Annotated in this window: 25 protein-coding genes; 11 read left to right on the top strand and 14 right to left on the bottom strand. The window is 72.0% G+C overall.

The annotated features are described in order from the left end of the window. Nucleotides 1-191: 191 nt before the first annotated feature. A complete protein-coding gene (gene thyX / locus U5911_RS12770) occupies nt 192-935 on the bottom strand; it encodes an FAD-dependent thymidylate synthase (protein WP_336037344.1) in 744 nt (247 codons plus the stop codon). A 166-nt stretch (nt 936-1,101) separates the two neighbouring features. Between thyX and U5911_RS12775 the strand changes: the two genes are divergently transcribed. Together U5911_RS12775 and U5911_RS12780 are read left to right on the top strand one after the other, a co-directional pair. Then, a complete protein-coding gene (locus tag U5911_RS12775) occupies nt 1,102-1,440 on the top strand; it encodes a cupin domain-containing protein (protein ID WP_336037345.1) in 339 nt (112 codons plus the stop codon). 90 nt (nt 1,441-1,530) lie between these two features. Further along, nucleotides 1,531-2,109, top strand: coding sequence for an MBL fold metallo-hydrolase (locus U5911_RS12780; protein ID WP_336037346.1), 579 nt, complete (start codon nt 1,531-1,533; stop codon nt 2,107-2,109). A 28-nt stretch (nt 2,110-2,137) separates the two neighbouring features. Here U5911_RS12780 and U5911_RS12785 read toward each other — a convergent pair whose 3' ends face one another. Then, the gene (locus tag U5911_RS12785; protein ID WP_336037347.1) at nt 2,138-2,404 is read right to left on the bottom strand and encodes a DUF5827 family protein; all 267 of its coding nucleotides are present in this window, start codon (nt 2,402-2,404) and stop codon (nt 2,138-2,140) included. Nucleotides 2,405-2,511: 107 nt separating this feature from the next. Between U5911_RS12785 and U5911_RS12790 the strand changes: the two genes are divergently transcribed. Continuing rightward, on the top strand, nt 2,512-2,955 hold the full coding sequence (locus U5911_RS12790; protein ID WP_336037349.1) for a DUF7522 family protein: 444 nt from the start codon (nt 2,512-2,514) through the stop codon (nt 2,953-2,955). 28 nt (nt 2,956-2,983) lie between these two features. Here U5911_RS12790 and sod read toward each other — a convergent pair whose 3' ends face one another. Further along, complete coding sequence (gene sod / locus U5911_RS12795) at nt 2,984-3,586, bottom strand: superoxide dismutase (RefSeq protein WP_336037351.1); 603 nt, start codon at nt 3,584-3,586, stop codon at nt 2,984-2,986. A gap of 137 nt (nt 3,587-3,723) precedes the next feature. Between sod and U5911_RS12800 the strand changes: the two genes are divergently transcribed. Next, nucleotides 3,724-4,899, top strand: coding sequence for an MFS transporter (locus U5911_RS12800; RefSeq protein WP_336037353.1), 1,176 nt, complete (start codon nt 3,724-3,726; stop codon nt 4,897-4,899). 21 nt (nt 4,900-4,920) lie between these two features. Here the strand turns inward: U5911_RS12800 and U5911_RS12805 are convergent, their stop codons facing one another. The 3 genes from U5911_RS12805 to U5911_RS12815 form a co-directional block, all read right to left on the bottom strand. Further along, complete coding sequence (locus U5911_RS12805; protein ID WP_336037355.1) at nt 4,921-6,567, bottom strand: alkaline phosphatase D family protein; 1,647 nt, start codon at nt 6,565-6,567, stop codon at nt 4,921-4,923. A 112-nt stretch (nt 6,568-6,679) separates the two neighbouring features. Further along, nucleotides 6,680-8,101 (bottom strand): cryptochrome/photolyase family protein, encoded by a 1,422-nt coding sequence (locus U5911_RS12810; protein ID WP_336037356.1) that lies wholly within the window; start codon nt 8,099-8,101, stop codon nt 6,680-6,682. Between the two features lie 72 nt (nt 8,102-8,173). Further along, on the bottom strand, nt 8,174-8,617 hold the full coding sequence (locus U5911_RS12815; RefSeq protein WP_336037358.1) for a PaaI family thioesterase: 444 nt from the start codon (nt 8,615-8,617) through the stop codon (nt 8,174-8,176). 115 nt (nt 8,618-8,732) lie between these two features. On the opposite strand from U5911_RS12815, the gene U5911_RS12820 reads away from it, so the two are divergent. Both U5911_RS12820 and U5911_RS12825 read left to right on the top strand, forming a co-directional pair. Continuing rightward, nucleotides 8,733-9,734 carry a TIGR04024 family LLM class F420-dependent oxidoreductase gene (locus U5911_RS12820; protein ID WP_336037359.1) on the top strand — a complete coding sequence of 334 codons (1,002 nt, stop codon included), beginning with the start codon at nt 8,733-8,735 and terminating at the stop codon, nt 9,732-9,734. 93 nt (nt 9,735-9,827) lie between these two features. Then, nucleotides 9,828-10,799, top strand: coding sequence for a quinone oxidoreductase family protein (locus tag U5911_RS12825; RefSeq protein WP_336037360.1), 972 nt, complete (start codon nt 9,828-9,830; stop codon nt 10,797-10,799). A gap of 49 nt (nt 10,800-10,848) precedes the next feature. On the opposite strand, the gene U5911_RS12830 is transcribed toward U5911_RS12825, so the two are convergent. Together U5911_RS12830 and folP are read right to left on the bottom strand one after the other, a co-directional pair. Then, entirely contained in the window at nt 10,849-11,541 is a 693-nt protein-coding gene (locus U5911_RS12830; RefSeq protein WP_336037361.1) for a 6-hydroxymethylpterin diphosphokinase MptE-like protein, read from the bottom strand. Nucleotides 11,542-11,671: 130 nt separating this feature from the next. Next, a complete protein-coding gene (gene folP, locus U5911_RS12835) occupies nt 11,672-12,811 on the bottom strand; it encodes a dihydropteroate synthase (RefSeq protein WP_336037362.1) in 1,140 nt (379 codons plus the stop codon). Nucleotides 12,812-12,918: 107 nt separating this feature from the next. Here folP and U5911_RS12840 point away from each other — a divergent pair, with 107 nt between their 5' ends. Together U5911_RS12840 and U5911_RS12845 are read left to right on the top strand one after the other, a co-directional pair. Beyond that, nucleotides 12,919-13,476, top strand: coding sequence for a DUF8114 family protein (locus tag U5911_RS12840; protein WP_336037364.1), 558 nt, complete (start codon nt 12,919-12,921; stop codon nt 13,474-13,476). Next, complete coding sequence (locus U5911_RS12845) at nt 13,469-14,185, top strand: RNA methyltransferase (RefSeq protein WP_336037365.1); 717 nt, start codon at nt 13,469-13,471, stop codon at nt 14,183-14,185. Before U5911_RS12840 ends, U5911_RS12845 begins: the two co-directional genes overlap by 8 nt. Before the next feature lie 56 nt (nt 14,186-14,241). Here the strand turns inward: U5911_RS12845 and U5911_RS12850 are convergent, their stop codons facing one another. Together U5911_RS12850 and U5911_RS12855 are read right to left on the bottom strand one after the other, a co-directional pair. After that, on the bottom strand, nt 14,242-14,703 hold the full coding sequence (locus U5911_RS12850) for a MaoC family dehydratase (RefSeq protein WP_336037367.1): 462 nt from the start codon (nt 14,701-14,703) through the stop codon (nt 14,242-14,244). A gap of 44 nt (nt 14,704-14,747) precedes the next feature. Continuing rightward, on the bottom strand, nt 14,748-15,680 hold the full coding sequence (locus tag U5911_RS12855) for a DMT family transporter (RefSeq protein WP_336037368.1): 933 nt from the start codon (nt 15,678-15,680) through the stop codon (nt 14,748-14,750). 175 nt (nt 15,681-15,855) lie between these two features. On the opposite strand from U5911_RS12855, the gene U5911_RS12860 reads away from it, so the two are divergent. After that, nucleotides 15,856-16,341 carry an Lrp/AsnC family transcriptional regulator gene (locus U5911_RS12860; RefSeq protein ID WP_336037370.1) on the top strand — a complete coding sequence of 162 codons (486 nt, stop codon included), beginning with the start codon at nt 15,856-15,858 and terminating at the stop codon, nt 16,339-16,341. A gap of 33 nt (nt 16,342-16,374) precedes the next feature. On the opposite strand, the gene gatE is transcribed toward U5911_RS12860, so the two are convergent. After that, nucleotides 16,375-18,243, bottom strand: a complete 1,869-nt coding sequence (gene gatE, locus U5911_RS12865) for a Glu-tRNA(Gln) amidotransferase subunit GatE (protein ID WP_336037372.1) — start codon at nt 18,241-18,243, stop codon at nt 16,375-16,377. 216 nt (nt 18,244-18,459) lie between these two features. Here gatE and U5911_RS12870 point away from each other — a divergent pair, with 216 nt between their 5' ends. Further along, nucleotides 18,460-19,038, top strand: a complete 579-nt coding sequence (locus U5911_RS12870; protein ID WP_336037374.1) for a DUF7978 family protein — start codon at nt 18,460-18,462, stop codon at nt 19,036-19,038. 98 nt (nt 19,039-19,136) lie between these two features. Continuing rightward, nucleotides 19,137-20,096 (top strand): hypothetical protein, encoded by a 960-nt coding sequence (locus tag U5911_RS12875; protein WP_336037376.1) that lies wholly within the window; start codon nt 19,137-19,139, stop codon nt 20,094-20,096. 67 nt (nt 20,097-20,163) lie between these two features. Here U5911_RS12875 and U5911_RS12880 read toward each other — a convergent pair whose 3' ends face one another. From U5911_RS12880 to U5911_RS12890, 3 genes are all read right to left on the bottom strand, one after another. Further along, nucleotides 20,164-21,666, bottom strand: a complete 1,503-nt coding sequence (locus tag U5911_RS12880; RefSeq protein ID WP_336037377.1) for a PH domain-containing protein — start codon at nt 21,664-21,666, stop codon at nt 20,164-20,166. Then, on the bottom strand, nt 21,663-22,148 hold the full coding sequence (locus U5911_RS12885) for a PH domain-containing protein (RefSeq protein ID WP_336037379.1): 486 nt from the start codon (nt 22,146-22,148) through the stop codon (nt 21,663-21,665). The genes U5911_RS12880 and U5911_RS12885 overlap by 4 nt, the downstream gene beginning before the upstream one ends. Nucleotides 22,149-22,231: 83 nt before the next feature. Continuing rightward, nucleotides 22,232-23,641 carry a class II fumarate hydratase gene (locus U5911_RS12890; RefSeq protein WP_336037381.1) on the bottom strand — a complete coding sequence of 470 codons (1,410 nt, stop codon included), beginning with the start codon at nt 23,639-23,641 and terminating at the stop codon, nt 22,232-22,234. Nucleotides 23,642-23,692: the final 51 nt, after the last annotated feature.

Raw genomic sequence — 23,692 nt, forward strand, 5'->3', positions numbered from 1 at the left:
TCGACGCCCCGACGCCTGCGAACGCAGCCCCCGCTCCGAGCGCGCGTTCAGACGACCATACCACCGGACGCCTCGACCGTCGAAGGACTACCACGTCGAAGGACGACCACGTCGAAGGACGACCACGTCGAAGGACGCCCACCGGTACCTGCCGGCCGTCACCGCGGCGGCCCCCACGGCCGGTCCCGCGGTCAGGGGGCGAGCCGGTTCTTCCGGTGTTTCATCTCCGCCTCGTAGTACTCGAACGTCAGCGGACACCACTCCGCCGCGATGTCCAGCAGCTGCTCGGTGAGCTCGCGGATCTCCCACTGGGCGTCCGCCGCCGCGCGCATGTCCGCGATGTGCATCAGCGACCGCGGATTCAGCGTCACCACGATGTTCACCTCCGTCCCGATGGGGAGCACGAACCGCGCGTCCTCCGGCGGCATCCCGAGCTCCAGGAGCTCCTGGTAGTCCTCGACGGACCGCCGGACCGACCGCCGGAACACCGCCTCGCGGCGCGCGACGTCGTCCTCGTCGACGTCCTCGACGCTCTGGTTGCGCCCCACCCAGTCCGGGTCCGTCGCCGACGGCGGCGTCACCACCATCTCGCCGTCCTCGACGGCCGCCGGGTCGACCTCGTCGAAGGAGACGTACCGCATCGACTGGACGTCGAAGCTCGCGTGCCGGTGCCGGGTCAGCTGCGCCATACACGACCGGCTCGCCCCCTCGATGGCGAACGTCGCGCTCGGGTGCTCGAACGGCCCGTAGTGCCCGCGCTTCAGCAGCCTCGCGAGGAAGTTCGCCTTCTGGGCCTCCACGTCCTCGCCCTCCACGCCCGCCATGGCGTCCTCGAAGGACTGGTCGGCGACCCAGTCACTCATGTAGTCGTTGCGCGCGCCAAGGCAGATGAGCTCCTCGGGGTTCTCGGTGGCTTCCAGGAGGCGGACTCGCATACTGGACGTGCATGCTCGCGCCGGCGACAAAAACGCTCCGAACGCCCCCGCCAGCCTCGGTGCCCCGAGTCACCGCCACCGCTCCCCGCGAGCGCTGTCGCTCCCCTCGCGCGGCCTGCTCGGCGCGGCCACTACGCCCAAGTGACGCGATACCGGAGTCCACACCATGGCCCACCAGAAGGCATCCATCGCCGACGCGGACTCGCTGCTACCGGACGACGCCGACGCTCGCATGTTCCAGCTCAAAGGCGACCTCGACACCGACGAACTCGGGTTCACGGTCTACCAGATGGAGCCCGACGCGGTCGGCATGGAGCACGACCACGCCGACGGCGGCCAGGAGGAGGTCTACTACGTCGTCGAGGGCGGCGTCGACGTCGTACTCGGCACGGAGACCGTCTCGCTCGACGAAGGCGAGGCCCTCCGCGTGGACGCCACCGAGACCCGCCAGATAACGAACCGCGACCACTACTCCGAACTCGTCCTCGCCGGCGCCCCGATCTGACCGTCCGACCGCGAGCACCGCTCCGAGCGACGGACGCCCCACTCGTCGCCGACTCGCCAACGCCTAAGTCGCCGCCCGCGTACCGGGCGTATGGTCGAGAACCTCGCGGCGGGCGTGCAGTCGTTCACGAGCAACGCGTTCCTCGTCGACGGCGACCGGACCGTCCTCGTCGACGCCGGCGCGAACTTCGACGCGGTCGCCGCGCTCCGCGACCGCGACGCCGACCTCGACGCCGTCGTCGTCACCCACCCCCACCCCGACCACGTCGGCAACCTCGACGCCGTCACGGACGCCTTCGACGTCGACGTCTGGGCGTTCGACGCCGGCGACGGCGAGTCCGACCACGAACTCGCGGACGGCGACACCGTCACCCTCGGCGACGACGACTACGAGGTGCTGCACACGCCCGGCCACCACCCCGACCACGTCTGCCTCTACTCCCGTGACGCGGGCGTGCTGTTCTCCGCGGACCTCGTGTTCGCGAACGGGAGCTTCGGCCGCACCGACCTCGCGGGCGGCGACCGCGCGACCCTCGTCGAGAGCATCGATCGCGTCGCCGACGCCGTCGACGACCACCTCGAGGTGATACACCCCGGCCACGGCCCCAGCGTCACCACCGACGTCCGCGAGAACCTCCAGCTCGCCGCCCGCGCCGCACGATTCGGGTGACACCGCGGCCGCGGTCCCGGTCGAGAACCTACTCCTTCACGCCGTAGTACCCCGGTTCGTCGTCGTCGCGGGGCTCGGCGACGACGAGGTCGTCGCTGTGCCGCATCACCCACGGAATCGCCCAGTCCAGCAGGACGTTCTCCGTCTCCCGGTCGAGTTCCGCGTCCGGGTCGAGCCCCTGGAGGAGGCGCGCGATCTCGTAGACGGTGTACAGCTGGTCGTCCTCGAACAGCTCCGCGGGCGTGTAGAAGTCGCAGGGGTGGAGCGCGTCGAACTCCGCTTTCGGCACTGGCATACCCAGAGTCCGTCCGGTGCGCCGAAAAACCCCCCGGTCGCCGCCGTCCCGCCGTCGTGGCGGAACGCTTATCCGACTGTTCCGCTCATCCACCGTCAAGCCGTCGCATGACAGCATTCGACACGGAGCCCCAGTCGGCCCTCGAAGGCGGGAAGGCAGCCCTCGTCGACGCCCTCCGGGACGACCTCGGCGAGAACCTCCGCGACGTCTGGGTCCTCGACCAGCGCGCCCAGCAGCCGCTGTTCCTCCGCGCGGACGTCGCCGAGAAGATCGACGACGTCGACGTCGAGAAACACCTCGACAACGAACGCTACGGGTTCGTCACCAGACAGACCTACGACCTGCTGCACTACTCGGAGTTCCAGTACACGCACCGCGGATTCGACACCTGGGAGCTGTTCCGGACGTTCCTCTCGGCGGACGGCACGCAGGTCGGCGTGCTCGTCGGCGTGGACTCCGACGGCACGAACTACGACTTCGGCGCGCTCACGGCGACCATCCGCGCGCTCGGCGACGAGTACGGCGTCGCAGCGTTCGCTCCCGACGACTGACGCGAAAAAATCCGGTGGGTGTACGGCGTTACTCGAACGTCGCGACGACGTCCTCGTAGCGGTCCGCGACGTCGTCCCAGTCGACGACGTCGAAGAAGTTGTCGACGAAGTCGCCGCGGTCGGGGCCGTAGTCGTAGTAGTAGGAGTGCTCCCAGACGTCGAGGGCGAGGATGGGGTGGGAGCCCCAGAGGGCGCCCTGGTCGTGTTTGTCGACGACGACGTTCCGGAGCTGTTCGGAGTGGGTGTCGTAGACGAGGAGCGCCCAGCCGCCGGCGGCGGAGGCGGCGGCGCGGAACTCGCCCTCCCAGGCGTCGTAGGAGCCGAAGTCCGCCTCGATGCGGTCGGCGAGCGCGCCCGACGGTTCGCCGCCGCCGTCCGCGCTCATGTTGTTCCAGAAGATGGTGTGGAGGATGTGTCCACAGCCGTTGTGGGTGACGTTGCGGATGGCGCCGGCGGACGAGGAGAAGTCGCCGTTCTGGCGGTTCTGTTCGAGGGTGTCTTCGGCGGCGTTCCAGCCGTCGACGTAGCCCTGGTGGTGGGTGTCGTGGTGCCAGGTCAGCACCTGCTCGCTGACGTGCGGTTCGAGTGCGTCGTAGTCGTAGGGAAGCGCCGGCAGTTCGTAGTTACTCATGGCGTCTCACCGAGTGGTATATCACGGCACTTCGTGTTAAATCTTGGTGGCGTCCGTGCTACCCCCTACCACGGACGAACCGGCAAGAGCCGCCGTCTGCGCACCGTTTGGGTGGCCGGGGCGTCACCCCGGGAGGTGTGGGGTCCCCCAGGAGCTCGTGGCGCGGCGTCGGTCTCGTGACCGGCTGGCAGCTCACCGCCAGCCTCGCGTTCTACGCCATCTTCGCGTCCACCGCGTTCGTCCGCGACACGTTCGGGGTGTCGCGCGCGCTCACCGGCGTCGCCATCACGGCCGTCATGCTCGGGTACACCGTCCTCCTGTTCGGCACCGGCGCCGCCGTCGACGGCTACGGCGAGGGCCCCGTGATGGTGCTCGGACTCCTCGGCGTCGCCGTCGGCGCCGTCGGCGTCTGGTGGGCGCCCTCGTTCCCCCTGCTGCTCGCGGCGCTGGTGGTCGTCGGGCTCGCGTACGCCACCGCGATGCCGGCGACGAACCGCGCCATCGTCGCCGTCTCCCCGGAGGGCCGGCGCAACCTCGCGATGAACGTCAAGCAGGTCGGCGTCACGGCCGGCTCCGGCGTCAGCGCCGTGCTCGTCACCGGCATCGCGGCCACCCGGTTCGGGTGGCGCGCCGGCTTCCTGGTCGTCGCCGGTCTCGCCGTCGCCGTCGCCGCGGCGTTCGCCGTCGGCTACGACGGCACGACCGGCTCCGGGACGCTCTCCGTGCCGGACGTCACGGGCCTGCTCGACGACGCCGCGTACCGCGGGCTGGTCGCCGCCGGGTTCTTCCTCGGCGCGGCGGTGTTCACGACGACGGGCTACGTCGTCCTCCACATGACCGAGTCCGTCGAGGTCGCCGCCGGGTTCGCGGGCGCCGTGCTCGCGGCCGTCCAGGTGTCCGGCAGCCTCGGCCGCCTCGTCGGCGGCGAGCTCTCGGACCGCCTCGCCGGCCCGCCCGTCCGGGGGCCCGCGCTGGTGTTGACCGCCCAGTCCGTGCTCGCCGCCGCCTGCTTCCTCGTCGTCGTCGCCGCCGACGCGCCCTGGGCGGCGGCGACCGCGTTCGCGCTGCTCGGCCTGTTCATCCTCGGGTTCCCGGGCGTCTACTACGCGACCATGACCGCCGTGGTCGCCGACGACGAGGTGGGCGCCGCGACCGCCGGCGGCCAGACGTCGCTGAACGTCGGCGGCCTCGTCGCGCCGCCCGCCTTCGGCCTCGTCGCCGACACTGCCGGGTACGACGCCGCGTGGACGCTCGTCGCCGCGCTCTCGGCGGTCGCCGCGGTCGTCGTGTGGACGCAGATCGCGCGCGCCTGACCGACCGCCGCCGCGCCGACGTCAGTCCAGGCGGCGGAGGGCAGCGCCGTCGACCGGCGTCCGGTACCGCGCGAGCGTCCGCCGGTCGGCGTCCGACGCCGGGACCGACTTGTCCACGTCGTAGGCGGTGTAGGTCGCGTGCTCGGGCGTGAACTCCACGGTCGCGTACCCCCAGTGGTGGCTGTCGAAAAACGACAGGTGGGGGTTCTCCTGGCGGGCCGCCCGCTGTACGAGTCCGGCCGCGAGGTCGCCGCTCGGGAGGTCCAGGACCTCCCGGAGGTTCGCACTCGACACGGCGGGTGCGACGAACTCCACGCCGACGGGGTCGGCCGGGTCGTCGTACGTCGGCTGGAGGTGGCCAGCGGCGTACGAGTGGAGGTCGCCCGTGAGCGCGACGGCGTTGTCGGCGGCCGCGAGGTCGCGGGCCACGGACTCGCGTTCGGCCTCGTAGCCCGCCCAGGAGTCCGCGCTGTACGCCGTCGCGTCGCGGACGTCGACGTCGACGTCCATGTGGACGACCTCGTTCGCCCACGCCGTCCACGTGGCCGTCGACGACCCCACCTCGTCGGCGAACCACGACCGCTGGCGCTCGCCGAGCATCGTCGGCTCCCCGCCGGGCCCCCGCGGCTGGTCGGCCAGCGACGTCGCGAGCGGCGTCGGGAGCTCGCTGGCCGGCGGCGCGGACCGGAACAGCCGCTCGTCGGTCACCACGAGGTCGAGCAGGTCGCCGAACCGGAACGACCGGTAGAGCCCGAGGGAGTCCAGGAGGTCGGCGTCGGGGTCGTAGCGGACGCGCGCCGGCGTGTACTCCCACCACGCGCGGACGCCGGCCGCGAACAGCTCGCGCATGAACGCGGCGTCGTCGTTGCGCGGGTGGGCGTCGTCGCCGGCGTACGGCCGGTCATCGCGGTAGCTGTAGAAGCGGTCGTTGACGACCTCGTGGTCGTCCCACGTCTGGATGGCGGTGTGCGCGGCGAAGGCCGCCTGGAGCGCGCGGTCGCCGCGGTACGTCCGGTGGAGGTGCCGGAAGTCGGCGAGGCTGCTCGCCACGGCCTCGCCGCTCGGCAGGTCGATCCCGCGGCCGTCGTACGTCGAGGCGCCGCCGTGCTCGTAGATGAAGTCGCCGAGGTGGAGGAGGTAGTCGACGTCGTCGCGGGCGACGTGGCGGTACGCGCCGTAGTAGCCGTTCCGGTAGTCCTGGCACGTACAGACCGCGAAGGAGACGCTCTCGGGTGACGCGTCCGCCTCGGGGAGCGTGCGCAGGCGGCCGGCGGGCGACGTCCGCCCGTCGTGCTCGAAGCGGTACCAGTACGTGCGGTCGCTGCCGAGGCGGCCGTCCAGGTCGACCTTCACGGTGTAGTCGCGGTCCGCGCTCGTCTCGCCGGCGTCATAGAAGCCGACCGGGAACTGGAAGTCCTCGTCGCGGGCCACCGCCAGCGACACCGGCTCGCCGTCGGCGTGGGCGGCCGGACTGACGCGCGTCCAGGCGACCGCGCCGGAGGGCGTCGGGTCGCCGCTCGCGACGCCCTGCGGGAACGCGTCGCGGTCGGGCGCGTCCGTCGCGCTCGCGCTGCGGTCGGTCGGGGTCGCCGCCACCGCGCCGGGGACGAGCGCCGCGCCGGCGGCGAGGCCGAGCGATTCCAGGAGGCCGCGGCGGTCGATGGCCATGCGCCCGGATGCGACCAGCGGACGATTGTAATGCGCGCTGTACGCAGCGTACGGTCGCCCTACGTCGAGTAGGCTCGCCGTACGCGGTCGAAACGGCGGGCCCGTCCGGCCGTCAGTCGTCGCCACGGGCCGCTTCGAACGTCGCGATGGCCCGCTCGCGCCGCTCGGCGTGGTCGACGATGGGGTCGGGGTAGTCGGGCGCGAGCCGGTCGCGCTCGGCGGCGTCCAGGTCCGGCCAGTCGTGGATTTTCGCCGCGGGCACGCCGCGCAGTTCGGGGACGTACTCGCGGACGTACTCGGCGTCCGGGTCGTAGCGCTCGCCCTGCGTCGTCGGGTTGAACACGCGGAAGTACGGCTGGGCGTCCGTGCCCGTGGAGGCCGCCCACTGCCAGCCGCCGCTGTCGTTGGCGGTGTCGTGGTCGACGAGCTTCTCGCGGTACCACTCGTAGCCCGCGCGCCAGTCCGCGAGCAGGTCCTTCGTGAGGAAGGAGGCGACGACCATCCGCACGCGGTTGTGGACGTACGCCTCCTCGCGGAGCTGGCGCATCCCGGCGTCGACGACGGGGAAGCCGGTCTCGCCGCGCTTCCAGGCCGCGAGCTCCTCGGGGTCGTCGCGCCACTCGACGTCGCGCTCGTAGTCCCGGTAGTTCTCGGTCACCACCTCGGGGTTGAAGTACAGCACCTGCGCGTAGAACTCCCGCCACGCGAGCTGGCCCCGGAACGCCGCGACGGACTCGCGTTCGGCCTCGCCGTCCGCGCCGGCCGCCGCGTCCTCGGTGCGCTCGTACACCTCGCGGACGCCGACGGTGCCGAACTTCAGGTGCGGGGAGAGCCGCGAGGTGGCGTCCGCGGCGGGGTAGTCGCGGGCGTCCCCGTACTCGTAGATGTCCGCCTCGCAGAAGTCCGCGAGCAGCTCGCGCGCCGCCGCCGTGCTCGCGGCCGGGACGTCCGCCTCCGGCTGGTCGAACCCGAGCGCGCCGAGGCCGGGGAGCTCGCCGGTCGCGTCCGCGCCGAGGACCTCGCCGCGCGCCGCGAGGTCGCCAGTCGTGGGCTCGGGCGCGGGGTCGTCCTTCTCGCGGTCGCGCCACTTCCGCCAGAAGTACGTGTACACGGAGTAGGGGTCGCCGGCGTTCGTGCGGATCGCGCCCGGCTCGTGGAGGACGGCGTCGTGGAACTGCTCGTGAGCGACGCCGGCGTCGTCGAGCGCGGCGCGGACGGCCTCGTCGCGCTCGCGGGCGAGCCCCGAGTAGTCGTGGTTCCAGACGACGCGGTCCGCGCCGCACTCGCCGGCGACCCGCGGCAGCACCGCAGACGGGTCGCCGCGGCGGACCACGAGGTCGCCCCCGAGGTCGCGGTAGCGCTCCCGGAGGGACGCGAGCGCGTCGAGCAGGAACGCCACGCGCGGCGGTCCCGCGTGCTCGAGGACGGCGTCGTCGAAGCAGAACACGGCGACGACGGGTCCCTCCTCGGCGGCGGCCGCGAGGCCGCGGTTGTCGGTCGTGCGGAGGTCGCGGCGGTGCCAGAACAGCTGCATGCCGGCGACGAGGGTCGCCGGCCGCGAAAAACTACCGGCGCGGAGACGAGCGACCGGCCTGTCGACGGCCGGTCACTGGAACACGCGGAAGGAGCCGCGGCCGACGGCGACCTCGACGGTGTCGCCGTCGTCGTCGGTGGACTCGACGGTCACCTCGGCGACGCCGACGGTGGAGCCGACGCGAACCACGTCCGCCTCGGCGACCAGGTCGCCGCGTGCCGGCCGGAGGTACGAGACGTTCAGGTCGATGGTGGCGACGCCCGCGCCGACCGGGTCCTCGAGCGCCGTGCGTACCGAGAGCCCGCCCGCGGTGTCGATGAGCGTCGCGGCGATGCCGCCGTGGACGTTCCCGCGGCCGGCGCCGTGGTTCGCGAGCTTCTCGTCGTAGGGGACGCGCAGCGTCATCTCGCCGTCGTCGACGTGCTCGACGGAGAGGTCCAGGAAGGAGAGGAAGCCGTGGTCGTCGACGTACGACTGGATGAACGCCGCGGCGTCCTCGGCGTCGAAGTCCGTCATGCCTCCCCGTGGGCGGCGCGCGCACTTCAGCCCTCCGAGGGCTCGGGCCGCCAACCCGACGCCGGTTGCCAGGAGTTGACAGGGATTTATGCCGGGACGCGCGGAACACCGTGCCGTGACTGCCCGCACCGTCCACCTGCCGGTCGCCGCACAGGACTCCCTCGACGACGTCGTCGGCATCGGCGTCCGCGCGGAGGAACTCGGCTACGAGCGCGCCTGGTACCCCGAGACGTGGGGCCGGGACGCCGTCACCGCGCTCGCCGCGCTCGCCGACCGCACCGACGACATCGGCGTCGGGACGAGCATCGTGAACACGTACTCCCGGAGCGCCGCGCTCGTCGGCCAGACCGCCGCGACGCTCCAGGAGCACTCCGGGGGCCGCTTCCGCCTCGGCCTCGGGCCCAGCGGCCCCGCGGTCGTCGAGGGCTGGCACGGCCAGGAGTTCGGCAACCCCCTCCGCCGCACCCGCGAGTACGTCGACGTCGTCCGGAAGGTGCTGTCCGGCGAGCAGGTGGACTACGACGGCGACGTCGTCCAGGCCCGGGGCTTCCGCCTGCGACAGGACCCACCCGAGCCGGCGCCGGAGATCGACGTGACCGGGATGGGGCCGAAGGCCGTCGAACTGGCGGGCCGGTTCGCGGACGGCTGGCACGCGCTCATGTTCACCGAGGACGGCTTCCGCGACCGACTCGCGGACCTCCGACGGGGCGCCGACCTCGGCGACCGGGACGTCGGAGACGTGCGGACGACGTTCGTGCTGCCGTGCTGTGCGCTCCCGGACGGCGAGCGCGCGCGCGACCTCGCCCGACAGCACCTCGCGTTCTACGTCGGCGGCATGGGGACGTTCTACCGGGACGCGCTCGCCCGCCAGGGCCACGAGGACGCCGCCGAGACCATCTACTCGCTCTGGCAGGACGGCGAGCGGCGGCGCGCCGTCGGCGCCGTCGACGACGACCTGCTGGACGCGCTCGGCGCGGCCGGCACGCCCGAGACAGTCCGCGAGCGCGTCCGCGAGTTCGAGGCGCTGGACGGCCTCGACGCCGTCGCCGTGTCGTTCCCGCGCGCGGCGGACCCCGACGTCATCGACCGGACGCTCGAAGCGGTCGCGCCCGCGTAAGCGGAGCACGCCGCCCGGCAGCGACCGGAAACGCGCGGTACGTTGTCCGTGGTTTGACCCTGCTTTTTGCCGCTGGCGCGCGTGGACGCGTCCATGCACGCGATCGAAGTCACCGAGTTCGGGAGCGACGACGTCCTCGAGCGCGTCGAGCGCGACCGCCCGGAGCCGGGACCGGGCGAGGTCCGCATCGACGTGGCGGCGGTGGGCGTGAACTTCGCGGACGTGATGCAGCGCCGCGGCCACTACCACGGCGGCCCCGAGCCGCCGTACGTCCCGGGGATGGAGGCCGCGGGCGTCGTCGACGCCGTCGGCGAGGGCGCGGACGCCGAGGTGGGCGACCGCGTCGTCGCGATGCTGGACGGCGGCGCGTACGCGGAGTACGTCACCGCGCCCGCGTTCGCGCTGTTCGACGTCCCGGAGGGGACGTCCTTCCGGGAGGCGGCCGGCTTCCCCGTGCAGTTCCTGACCGCCCACCACTGCCTCCACGAGTGGGGCGGCCTCGAGGCGGACGAGCGCGTGCTCGTGCACGCCGCCGCCGGCGGCGTCGGCACCGCGGCCGTCCAGCTCGCCGCCCTCGCGGGCGCTGAGGTGTTCGGGACGGCGAGCACGACCGAGAAACTCGACCTCGCCGAGCGCCTCGGCTGCGACCACCCCATCGACTACACCGAGGACGACTTCGCCGAGGTGGTCGACGGCCTGACCGACGGCGACGGCGTCGACCTGGTGCTGGACGGCGTGGGCGGCGACACCTTCCGGAAGAGCGTCGACGCCCTCTCGCACTTCGGGCGCGTCGTCGCGTACGGCGCCGCGTCCGGCGAACCCGGCACCGTCGACACCGCGACGCTGCTGTTCGGGAACAAGTCCGTGGAGGGCTTCCACCTGGGGGAGGCGATGCGCCGCGACCCCGAGCGCGTCTACGCGGCCGTCCCCGAACTCTCCGCGCTGCTCGCCGAGGGCGACCTCGAGGTCGTCGTCGGGCAGACGTTCGACCTCGCCGACGCCGCGGCCGCCCACCGCGCGCTGGAGAACCGCGAGACGACGGGGAAGGTCGTCCTCGAACCCTGACCGCGGTCAGTCGGCGGTCGTGGTAGCGTCAGCGGACGGGGCGGTGTAGTCAGTCGACGGTCGCGCCGTCCGGCAGCGCCAGCCCGTCCCGTCGGCCGTCGAGCACGCCGAAGCGGTCGCCGCGCCGCCGCTCCAGCCAGTACAGCAGGCGCTCGGCCCACCGGAGCTTCCTCGCCTTCTCGCCGCCGACCGTCGAGTCGTCGACGTCCCAGCCCGGGAACACCAGTTCGGCGGCGCCGAGGTGGTCGGCGAGGAACGCCGCGCGGTCGCCGTCGGTGAACCCGCCGAAGTTGGACACCGCGTCGACGGGCGCGGCCTGCGTCGTCGCGAGCACGTGCTCGGCGTCGAACGTCGGCACGTGCTCGCGGACCGCGTCGACGTTGTCGCCGTGGGCGTGCGCGGCGACCGGCGTCCCCGACTCGGTGAGCCGGCGCGCAGTCGCCGGGTTCTTGTCGAGGTCGGTCACCATCACGTCGACGCCCACGCCGGCGTCCGCGAGCACGTCCGCGGCCGTCGACGCGGCGAACACGCGGTCGGCGTCGGCGGCGACCGCGGTCTCGTCGGCCAGCGACGCCGCGCCGCCCGCGACCGCCACCCGGTCGCCGGTGCAGTCCAGTCGCGCGGCGTCGAACGGCGTCGCGTACTCCGCGAGGACGTCCCTGGCGGCCTCGTCGTCCGCTCTCGGGTAGCCGAAGTCCGCCAGCACCGCCTCGTACACCGGCTCCCACTCGTCGAACTCCATGGGCGTCGCTACGCGGCGCGAATAAATAGGAATCCGTGGTTCGAGCCGGGACGCCCCGCAAAGTACCCCTACCCGACGGGGGTCCGGCTTCCATCGACGGCTTGAGGCCGGGTCGGTATAAGTTTTCCCGTTACCGGCCACGTTTCGACCACGTGTCGACGAGCGTCCCGAGGACGCCGTCGCGGTCGCCGAGCGCTCTCGCGGCCGTCCGCAGCGTCTCCGCGTCCCCGGCCACGAACGCCGGGTCCCGGCCGACCACCGCCACGCCCGCCCCGAGCAGCGCCTCGCGGTCCGCCCCGGAGAGCCCGGTCACCTCGTAGGCGCGGGCCGTCGCGTGGCCCGCCGCGGCGTCGCCGAGGCCGGACTCGCCGTCCCCGCTCTCTCGGACGCGGTCGACGTGCCGCTGGGCCTCGCGGACGGTCGTCACGTCAAGTTCCTCGACGCCGCCCTCGCGGACGCGGTCGCGGCGGAACTCGTAGCCGACCAGCGCGGCGTCGCGGGTCTCGGCGACGTCGTGGGTCCGCACGACGTGCGCGCCGCGCTCGACGGCCATCGAGGTCGCCGCCAGCGACACCGGCAGCGCCTCCTCCGTGGAGCGGCCCGCGACGTCCTTCAGGAAGTTCTTCCGGTTGATGGACACCAGGACCGGGTGCCCGTACCCCCGGAACTCCCGGAGGCGGTCGAAGGTCTCCCGGTCGTCGGCGAGGGTCTTGCCCTCGCTCCACCCGCCGAACGCGGGGTCGACGACGGTCTTGTCAGTGAAGCCGTTCTGCGCGAGCGCGTCGTAGATGTCGTCGACGTCCTCGACGGCGCCCGGCCGCTCGAGGTCCGGCGGGCTCGCCATCTTCACGACGGCGGCGTCGTGGGCCTCGCAGACCGCCGGCATCTCGGGGTCCGCGAACCCGCAGACGTCGTTCACCATCTCGAAGCCCCGGGAGAGCGCCTCGTCGGCGACCTCGCTGTACCGCGTCTCGATGGAGAACACCGCGTCGCCGTCGACGCGCTCGACGGTCTCGACGGCTGTCTCGAGGCGGTCGAGCTCCTGCTCGGCGGACAGCACCTCGAAGCGCTTGTTCGCGGACTCCAGGCCGACGTCGACGATGTCCGCGCCCTGCCCGAGGAGTTCGTCCTCGACGTACGCCGCGGCGTCCCCTGGGTCGTCGAACACGCTCGGGTCGTACGGCGATTCCTCCGAGACGTTCAGCACGCCCATGATCCGGGGCGGGTGGTCGTCCCCGATGGGGAGGCCGGCGGCGTCGACCGTCTTCATGGGTCGAGGGCGGGCCCGGCCGCCCATAGTCGAATCGGTTCCGGGGCCCGCCGCCGGCGCCGCGCGGTTCACGCGACTTTTGTGGGTCGGCCGCGTAGCCGACGCCGATGAGCAAGGTGAGCATCGGGTTCAGGGGGTGGCGGTTCGACGAGGACGAGGTGTTCGACGAGGACGGCGACTTCCGGCCGCTCGACGAGATGCGCGAGGACACGAGCGCGCGCCTCCAGCGCCTTCGCGCGCTCATGGACCGGCCCTGCGACGCCTGCTACCTCGAGTACGGCGACGACTACGACGCCCACAGCATGCCGGCGGCCGTCTACGGCGAGCCGATGGCCGAGGTGCTGCTCTGCGACGCCCACGAGCGGGACTTCTACTTCTGGTTCCTGGAGGCGGGCGGCGAACAGCACCGCGGCACCGAGCGGTTCCAGACGGCGTTCCGCGAGTGGTTCGCGGACGGGAACCGGGCGCCAGACTGGTACGACGGCCCCGAGCACGTCTCGACGGACCCCGGGGAGACGCCGGACCCGGACGTCCCCGACCCGGAGATCCTGAACCTCGAACTGCCGGACGACGAGCGGGCGCGCGTCGACCTGCTGGAGCCTGTCGAGGGCGCCGACGACGGCGACCTCGAACTGGACGCGGAGTACCCGACCGGCGATGAGTGAGCCCGCCGTCGCGGTGGTGGACGCGGCGACCTCGGGGAACGTCGGCACCATCGCTCGCGCGATGAAGAACTTCGGCTTCGAGGACCTCCTGCTCGTGGACCCCCCGTACCTCGGCCGGGACTCGGAGGCCTACGGGTTCGCGGGGCACGCCCGCGAGGACGTCCTGCCGAGCGCGCGCGAGCTCTCCTTCGAGGACCTGGTCGCGGAGTACCACACGGTGGGGTTCACCGCCATCACGAACGAGGACGCGACGAAGCACGTCCGGTTCCCGTTCCGGACGCCCGCGGAGCTCTCCGAGAGCCTCGCGGACGTCGAGGCGGACACCGCGCTCGTGTTCGGTCGCGAGCGCGTCGGCCTGACCAACGACGAACTCGCGCGGATCGACGAGGTGGCGTCGATTCCAGCGAACCACGAGTACCCCGTGATGAACCTCGGGCAGGCGGCGACCGTCGCGCTGTACGAGCTCCGCGGGCTCGCGATGGACGAGACCCAGCTGCCGGACGTCGAGCGCCACCGCGCGGACGAGGAGGCCGTCGAGCGCCTCTACGAGCACGCCGAGGGGTTCCTCGCGGCGGTCGACTACCCCGAGGAGAAACGCGAGAAGGTGATGCGGATGCTGCGGCGGCTGGCCGGCCGCGCCCACCCCACGGGCCGGGAGGTGAACACGATCCTCGGGCTGATGCGGCGCGCCGAGAACAAGATGGAGTAGGCGCGGACGCACCGACTGGCGTGAGTCGAGCCACCTATCGCGGCTATTCTCCCGACTCAGGCGTCCTCGGGCGCGCTCCGGCACTGGTAGAGGACGGTCGGCCGCATCTCCGCTTTGACCTCGTCGTCCTGGTTCGAGACGGTCTGGTCGAGCGTGACGAGCCCCCGGCTGGGGTCGCTCTCCGACCGCCGGGTCTCCAGGACCGCCACGCGAACGGAGAGTTCGTCGCCCGGGACCGTGGGGTTCGGCCAGCGGAGGTGCTCGATGCCCGCCGCGCCGAGGCCGGCGGCGTCCCGGTAGTGGCCGTCGACGACCAGCCGCATCGCCATCGCGCACGTGTGCCAGCCGGACGCGGCGAGCGCCCCGAAGTGGGACTGCTGGCGGGCGCGCTCGGGGTCCGTGTGGAACCACTGGGGGTCGTAGCGCTCGGCGAACTCCACGATCTCCGCCGCCGTGACCTCGTACGTGCCGAACTCCATGACGTCGCCCTCGTCGAGGTCCTCGAAGTAGACGGTCACGGCGGACAGTAGCGGCGGCGACGCGAAAGCCGTTCGGGTGGCGGCTACTGCGTCCGGACGGCGCGCGCGGTGTCCGCGGCGACGTCGAAGACGAGGTCGCGCTCGAACAGCGCGAACCCGACGAAGATGGCGGCGAAGCCCGCCAGCGCCTGCGAGTCGACGACCTGCCCGAGCAGCGCCCACCCCATCAGCGCGGCGACGACGGGTTCGAGGTAGCCGACGAGGTGGAGTTCCGTGGCGCCGACGCGCTCGAGCAGTTCGAAGTACAGCAGGAACCCGAGGACGCCGGCGACGATCGTGAGGTACGCGAGGCTGGCGAGCGCGGGGAGCGTCCACTCGACGCCGGCGAGGGACTCGCCGCGAGCGCCCGCGCCGACCCAGAGGACGCCGGACCCGAGCAGCATCGCCCACGCCTGCAGGGTCGCCAGCGGGAGGCCGGTGGACAGCGGCCGCGCGAGCACCGCGCCGAGCGAGAACGCGACGACGCCGCCGAGCACCAGCGCGACGCCGAGGACGTCGGTGCCGCCGCTGCCGGGTGCGGCGACCACGACGACGCCGGCGAGCCCGGCGAGCAGCCCGACTCCCTCGACGAGGTCGACGTCGGAGTCGAGCAGGACCGCGGCGAGCGCCGCGGTCGTGACCGGCGTGAGGCTGACGACGATGGCGGCGACGGCGCCGGAGACGCGGAGCTCGCCGAGGTAGAGGAGGCCGTGGTAGACGGCGATGACGAGCAGGCCGGCGACGCCGGCGGCGAGCCACTCCTCGGTGCCCCGCGGCCGCCACCGGTCGGTCCGGGTGGCGGCGTACGCGAGCACGATGGCGCCGGCGGCGGTGTACCTGAGTGCCGCGAACGAGAGCGCGGGCACGCTGTGCAGTCCGACTTCGATGGCCGGGAACGACGTCCCCCAGATGGCCGCGAGCGCGAGGAACATCGCCGCGGCGGGAGGGACGCCGAACCGGGAACGTCCGAAGTTCATGTAGACACGAATCGCCGGAGGTATATTAGAGTTTTCTTCAAAGAATCCCTTGGAAGTGGGGTAGAAGTATTATCTAATGGTTCTTCATTGGGTTCCCGGACAACTGGGGGGAGAGTGGTGCTCGACACGCGGCGGAGCCACAGGCTTAACGTCGCGCCTCCCGATTCGGGAACCGATGGACGAACGCGACGTGCGGCTGCTGAAGGCCATCTCGGACCTCGGCACCGGCAGCCCGGAGACGCTCCACGAGGAGACGGACATCCCCGTGTCGACGATCCACTACCGGCTGAACAACCTCCGCGACGAGGGCGTCGTCGAGAACGACCTCTACGACCTCGACCTCGACGAACTCGGCCTCGGCGTCACCGTCGTCCTCGAGGTGCTCACGACCTACGAGGGCAGCTACGAGGACGTCGGCCGGAAGATCAGCGACATCGAAGGCGTCACCCAGACGTTCTTCACGATGGGGGAGACGGACTTCATGGTCGTCGCTCGACTCCCGCACTCCGACGACGTCGAGCGGCTCATCTCCGACTTCGAAGCCATCCCCGAGGTCGACCGCACGAACTCCACGTTCGTCGTCGCGCGCCAGAAGGACACGCCGCGGCCGCTCCAGAGCTACAGCCTGGAGACGCTCCTCGAGGAACTCGCCGACGAGTGACGCGGCGCCGCCGGGAAGCGGTCGCTCCGCCGGTCAGGCGCGGCGGTTGATCTCCTCGCGCAGCACCTCGCTGACCAGGTCGCCGTCCGCCTTCCCGCGGAGCGCGCCCATGCACTCGCCCATCAGCGCGGAGAACGCGCCCATCCCCTCGGCCTCGACCTGGTCGCTGTTCCGCTCGACCACCTCGACGACCGCCTCCCGGACCTCGTCCTCGCCGGCGGACCCGAGGCCGAGTTCCTCCGCGAGGCCGGCCGCCTCGCGCTCCGGCCGCTCCGCGAGCGCCGCCAGGAGCTCCGGGACGCCCTCCTGGGCGAGGTCGCCCTCGGCTGCCAGCCCGAGCACGCCGCGGAAGTGGTCGTCGGTCAGTTCCTCGACCGGCACGTCGTCCCGGCGCAGCTCGGTCGTCGTCGACTCCAGGGTCTGTGCGGCCAGGGTCGCGTCCACGCCCGCCTCGACCTGCTCCTCGAACAGCGGCCACCGCCGCCCGAACGCCACCTGCTCGGCGAGCCCCGCGTCCAGCCCGTACTCCGCCCGGTAGCGCTCGACCTTCTCCGTCAGCAGCTCCGGCGTCTCCACCTCCGAGGGGTCGGGCTCGACCGGCGGCACGTCCGTCTCCGGGTACATCCGCGCCGCGCCCGGGAGCGGCCGCAGGTAGCGGCTCGTCCCGTCGTCGTTCGCGCCCCGGGTCTCCTCGGGCACGCCCTCGATGGCGGTCTCCGCGCGCTCCGCGACCGCCTCGATGGCGCCGCCGGCCACGTCCGGGTCGTCGGCGACGATGGCGACCGCGTCCTCCTCGCCCGCGCCGACCGCCTCGCGCAGCGCCGCGACCTCCTCGCCGGTGACCCCGTACGCCGGCAGTTCGTCCGTGTGGAAGATGCCGCCCGCGCCGTGGCGCTTCGCGTGGTCGCTGAACTCCGTGCCGAGCCGGCGGTCGTCCTGGAGCTCGCGACCCACGAGGCCGTCGAAGCCGTAGAGGGGGACCGCCTGCACGACGCCGCCGGCGTCGAGGGCGCCGCGGACGACGCCCGAGTCGGTCTCAGCGAACACGTCCGTGACGTCCCGCGTCTCGCCGACGCTGGCGTCCCGGGACTGGAGGTCCGCGGCCACGTCGACGAGTTCGACCTGCCGGCGGACCTCCTCGCGCACCAGGTCGTCGACGTCGTCGAGGCTCTGCACGCCCTTCATCTCGACGCGCGCGCCGTCCGCGATGGAGACGTTCACGTCCTGGCGGATGGTGCCGAGGCCGCGCTTGACCTTCCCCGTCGACCGCAGCAGCATGCCGATCTGCTCGGCGGCCTCGCGGGCCTGCTCGGGCGTCGAGATGTCCGGCTCGGTCCCGATCTCCACGAGCGGGATGCCGAGGCGGTCCAGGGAGTACCGGACGCCGCCCTCGCGCTCTTCGACGCGCTGGGCGGACTCCTCCTCGAGCATGATGTCCTCGACGCCGACTGCCCCCTCGCTGGTCTCGATCTCGCCGTCGTGGGCCAGCAGCGTCGACCGCTGGAACCCGGACGTGTTCGACCCGTCGATGACGACTTTCCGCATCACGTGCGCGCGGTCGACGACGTCCATGTCCAGCAGCTGCGCGATCTCGAGGGTCGCGGCCAGGGCCTCCTCGTCGAGGCGGTGGGGCGGCTCGTCGTCCTCCTCGACGAGACACGTCGAGTCGTACGCGAGGTACTCGAACTCGCGTTCGACCCGGCTCTCCTCGAGGGCGGCCTCGTCGATCTCGCCGAGCTCCGAGCGCGTCGGGTGGAGGTACCGCGTGAACGTCCGCTGTGCGTCCTCGGGGTCCCGGAGCGTGGTCGGGCACTCGCAGAAGAGCTTCGTCGCCGTGTCGAGTTGCTGGTGGATCTCCAGCCCGGCGACGAGGCCCAGGTCCTCGTAGTCGAACTCGCTCATTACGTGGTGGTGTGCGGTCGAGCAGTAAAAAACCGTCCAGTCCGTCGGCGGACGGTCAGTCCGTGGTCGGGGCGTCGGCAGGAGGCCGTCGTCCGGCCGAACCCGAACCGGAATCCGGCCGAACCGACCCTTAGTAATCGGAGACGACTCCGTTCGTATCGAGTCTGTTACCACATCCGGCAGTATTTTGGTACGCGAATTATCACTCGGAGACACATGTCAGCAGATGTCGGGTCCGTCGACCAGCAGCACAACACCAGTCTCCTTGGCAGCGTCCGCCTCATCGGGGGGAGCGTCTACGGCCTCATCGCGTGGGCCGTCGGGTTCGTCGGCGTCGCCGCGCTGTTCGTCGACCGCGCGCCCGACGGCGCGCTCGAGTTCCCCCAGGAGGACGCGCAGTTCCTCCTGGACTTCTTCGCGTGGGTGTTCTACAGCGCGCACACGGTCACGATGGAGGTCTCGGGCGGCGGCCAGTCGGAGTCGTGGCCGCTGTTCGAGCAGTTCCTCATCCAGGACACCCTGACGTTCAACGCGATTCCGGCGGTGCTGCTGTTCGTCGCCGGGTACGTCGTGGCGATGCGCGTGCCGCGGACGCTGACGGCCGTCGAGGGCGCCGTCGCGGGCGCCAGCGTCGCCATCGGCTACGCCGTCCTGACGTTCGTCGGCGTGTCGTACTTCGCGCAGACCACGGCCGGCGTCACGTACGGCCCGCCGATGGTGGACTCGATGCTGTACATGGGCGTCGGCTACCCGGTCGTCTTCGGCGGCCTCGGCGGCTTCCTCCAGGGGGCATAAGAAATCTAATCATCCGAACGGCGGTCGACTGCCGGAACGTTGTCGAGTTTTGAGCATTCCCCTAGCTTTTTATTGGCATTATGAGACGGTACCGACGTATGAGTGGGAAGGGCGACGTGCCGGCCTACAGCCGGCAGGACCTCCGCAAGGCCACGCGCTTCGTGGAGGGCGACTACAGGGGCATCAATCCGCGAGAGTTCTACCGACGACTGAAGCGCAGTCTCGAGGAGATCCAGACCGCCAACGACTTCAAGTACGAGACGAGCGGCGTCCAGGACCGAGACCTCGAGATCAAAAGCGAGCAGGTCGGCCAGAAGACGGGCCGCGTCGACGGCCGCCTCGTCGCCGAGTCCGACTGGGAGTTCATCGGCAACGGCGCCCTCGAGTACCGGCCGTACGGCCCGCACGGCGCGCTCGGCATCGTCCTCGGCCTCCTGGTGGCCGTCGTCGGCGGCCTCGCCGACGAGATTCCGGTCGCCGCGGTCGGCATCATCGCACTGCTGGCGGGCGGCTACTACTACTTCCGGACCGACGTCGCGGGCTTCCCGGTGGTCCGGAAGGACGCCATCCGCGTGCTGATGACCGGCGAGGTCAGCGAACGCACCATCGAGGAGCAGGACGAACGACGCACGGACATCTTCGCGAACATGAGCGTCATCTACGCCGGCGACACGTTCGTGAACGTCTACACCGGCGACTTCGAGGAACTGCCGTGGACGTTCCGCAAGGAGCTCGTCCGGCAGGTCAAGCGCTGGCACAACAAGATCGTCGTCGAGGAACAGCGCCTCGACGTCGACGAGGGCTTCTTCGCGCACCTGTCGTCGTGGTCGAACCGCGACGTCCGCGCCGACCGGTCGGACGTCGACGCCATCCAGCGCGCGCTCAACGAGTCCTTCGAGGTCCGCCTGAAGTACACCGACGAACTCCTCGAACAGCTCCCCGAGGACGTCCAGAACGAGCTCAGCGAACAGCAGGACGCCCTCCGCGGCGAACTCGAGGACCTCGCCGACGACATGGACGTCTACGTCGAGCGCGAGGGCCTCGAACAGATGGCCTAACCGCCGGGACTCGGTCTCGCCGGCTTCGCGGCAGGCCACGGCTGGTTTTTGCCGGCGCCGCGGCAGGTCACGGCTCGTTCTCTCCGGCGTCGTAGACGGACGCGAGCACGCGCTCCTGGACGTCACCGACGAGGGCCGCGGCCTCCTCGCCGTCCCTGTCGATGGCGGCGGCGTCCCCCGCCGAGATGGACCGCGACCCGGCGGTGTCGAAGACCACGGTCGCGAGGTCCCAGCGCCGCTGGAAGACGGTGCGGCGGTCGATGAGCGTCTGCACGCGCCGGTACGGGACGACGCGCGTCCGGCGCGTCCAGAACCCGGCCTGCGCGACGACGTGGTCGGGGCCGAGGTCGTAGCCGCGGTTCGCGTGCGCGTAGCGCGCGCCGGGCCACGCGAGCGCGAGCAGCGGCACGACGGCGAACCAGGGGACGTCGACGAGGAACTGGTCGACGGCCAGGCCGCCGGCCACCACCGCGAGGCCGACGAGCGCGTACCGGCGGACGTACCGCTTGCGGGCGCGCTCGGGCGGCCGCGACAGCTCGAAGTCGTGGAAGTCCTCGAGCGTGCGTGCGAGCGCGAGCACGTCCTCGCGGGCCGCAAGCGGCACCGCCGCCTCAGAGCCGCCGCTCGGCTGGCTGCCGGGCGCGTACCCCGCCGTCTCCACCGCGAGCGACGCGAACCCGTAGCGCCGCATCAGGACGTTCTCCTCGACGGCGACCGTCTGGAGCTTCGACAGCGGGATGGTGCCGTCGCGGCGCTGCAGGAGGCCGCGCTCGTACCGCAGGTCGTCGCCGACGCGGCGCAGCCGGAACCCGTAGAACTGGACGACGCGCGCGGCCGCGGACGCCAGCCACAGCGCCAGCACGCCGACGACGGCGAACGCGACCACGACGGCGAGCCCGAGGCCGCTGAGCTCCACGCGCCGGCCGACGAACGGCGCGACGAACGGCGCGAGCGCGAGGACGCCCGACGCCAGCCGCGGGTCGAACGAGAGCGCGCCGTACAGCAGGAGGTCGCGGTCCGAGAGCTCGAACAGCGTCTCGCCGCCGACCCGCTCCGCCGCCGCGGCGTCGGCTTCGGTCCGCGCGGCGTCACCCTCGGTCGTCGCGTCGTCCGCGCCGCTGTCGGCGCGCTGGAGCGCGGCGCGGCGCTCGCGGATGGCGTCCTGGAGGCGGTCGGCCTCGCCGCGGCCGACGAACCGGAGGTTCGCCTCCGTGCCGCCGCCGCCCGCCGTCTCGACGTCGACCTCGGCGATGCCGAGCAGGCGCGCGACGAACGACCGCGTCACGTCGACGTTCTGGACGCGGCGCAGCGGGATCTCGCGCTCGCGCCGCGAGAACACGCCCGAGCGGATGTCGAGGCTGTCGTCGGTGAGCTCGTACTCGAAGCGCCGGTAGTAGGCCACCTCGTAGCCGGCGACCGCGACGAGCACGAGCGCCGCCAGCACCACGGCGCCCGAGACCAGCAGGGGGTCGCGGCCGCCGACGGCGACGCCGCCGATGAGGAACGCCCACGCGAGGCCGACGCCGCGGGAGACGACGCGGACGGGGATGGACAGCGGGTGGAGTCTCACACCGCATCCCCGGCGCCGCCGGACGCTGGCTCGCTCTCGATGGCGAGGCGGCGCAGCGTCTCCTGGACGTCGTCGGCGCGCGACGCGACGAGCCCCGGGATGGAGACGTCGGCGCCGCGGGACCCCGCGGTGAACACGACGACGGTGCTGAGGCCGAGCGCGCGCTCGAGCGGGCCGCGACGCGCGTCGACGTGCTGGACGCGCACGTAGGGGACGACGGTCCGGACGTTCACGAGGACGCCGCGCTCGATGTAGAGGGTGTCCTCGCGCACTTCGAAGCGCCACGCGCGGTACCGCAGGAGCGCGTGGACGGCGCCGACCGCGAACAGGACGGCGAACACGCCGAGGCCGGCGACGACGGGCGGGACGGCGACGCGGTCGACGACGCGCGCGCCCACGGCGGCGACGACGCCGAACACGAGCGCCCCCACGAGCACGCGGAGGAGCCAGATGTACCGCACGCGGGAGTCGAGTCGTTCCATGCCTCGCGGTTCAGGACCCGGGTACAAGAAGGTGGGCGGGTGGTCGCGGCGCGCGAATCCGGGGCCGTGGCCCGTCGGCGGGGTCAGTCGTCGCCGGAGAGGATGCCGCGGTGGGTCATCTTCTCGGGGTCGAGGACGTCCTCGGCCTCCTCGGCGGTGAGGTAGCCCTTCTCGACGACGACTTCCTTGACGGTCTTGTCCGCTTTCAGCGCGGTCTTCGCGACCTCGCTGGCCCGGTCGTAGCCGATGGCGGGGTTGAGCGCGGTCGCGAGCGCCATCGAGCGCTCGACCTGCCGCTCGCAGTGGGCCTCGTTGGCCTCGAGCTTCGCGACGAACTTCTCCGCGAACGCGACGCTGCCGTTCGCGACGAGTTCGGCGGACTGCAGGAAGTTGTGCGCGAGCACGGGCTTGTAGAGGTTGAGGTCGAGTTGCCCCTCGACGGCGCCCGCGTTGACGGCGGCGTCGTTGCCGACGACCTGCTTGTGGACCTGGTTGACGGCCTCCGCGACGACGGGGTTGATCTTCCCGGGCATGATCGAGGAGCCGGGCTGGTTCTCGGGCTGCTCGAGTTCGCCGAGGCCGTTGCGCGGCCCGGAGGCGAGCAGGCGGAGGTCGTTGGCGATCTTGTTCAGCGAGCCGGCGACCGTGCGGAGCGCCCCGTGGGCCTCGTTCACGGCGTCGTGGGCGGCCTGCGCCTCGAAGTGGTCGTCGGCCTCGCGGAACGAGACGCCGGTCTCCTCGCTGATGTACGCGGCCGCCTTCTCCGGGAACTCGGGGTGGGTGTTGAGGCCGGTGCCGACGGCGGTGCCGCCGAGCGCGAGCTCCGCGAGGCGGCCCTCGACGTCGCGGACGCGCTCGAGGCCCTTCTCGACCTGCGTGCGGTAGCCGCCGAACTCCTGGCCGAGGCGCACCGGCGTGGCGTCCTGGAGGTGGGTGCGCCCGGTCTTCACGACGCCGTCGAAGTCCGTGGCCTTCTCGTCGAGCGCGTCGGCGAGCGTCTCGAGGGCGGGCTCGACGTCCTTCACGAGGGCTTCGAGGGCCGCGACGTGCATCGCCGTCGGAATCACGTCGTTGCTGGACTGCCCGTAGTTGACGTGGTCGTTGGGGTGGACGGCGCGTTCGCCGACGTCCTCGCCGAGGATCTCGGCGGCGCGGTTCGCGATGACCTCGTTGGCGTTCATGTTCGACGACGTGCCGGACCCGGTCTGGAAGACGTCGACGGGGAACTGGTCGTCGTGGTCGCCGGCGATGACCTCGTCGGCGGCCGCGACGATGGCGTCGGCCGTCTCGTCGTCGAGCAGGCCGAGGTCGCTGTTCGCCTGCGCGGCGGCCTTCTTCACGATACCGAGCGCGCGCACGAACCGGCGGCCGAACGTCTCGTCGCTGATGGGGAAGTTCTCGACGGCGCGCTGGGTCTGGGCGCCCCAGTAGGCGTCCGCCGGCACCTGGATCTCGCCGAGGCTGTCCTGCTCGGTTCGGTAGTCGTCTCCCATGTGCGGGCTGACGCGGCGCCGGCGCGTAAAACCCACCGAATCGTCCGCCGC

The organism is Halobacterium yunchengense, from assembly GCF_037031165.1.
In the GTDB taxonomy this organism is placed as follows: Archaea; Halobacteriota; Halobacteria; order Halobacteriales; family Halobacteriaceae; genus Halobacterium; species Halobacterium yunchengense.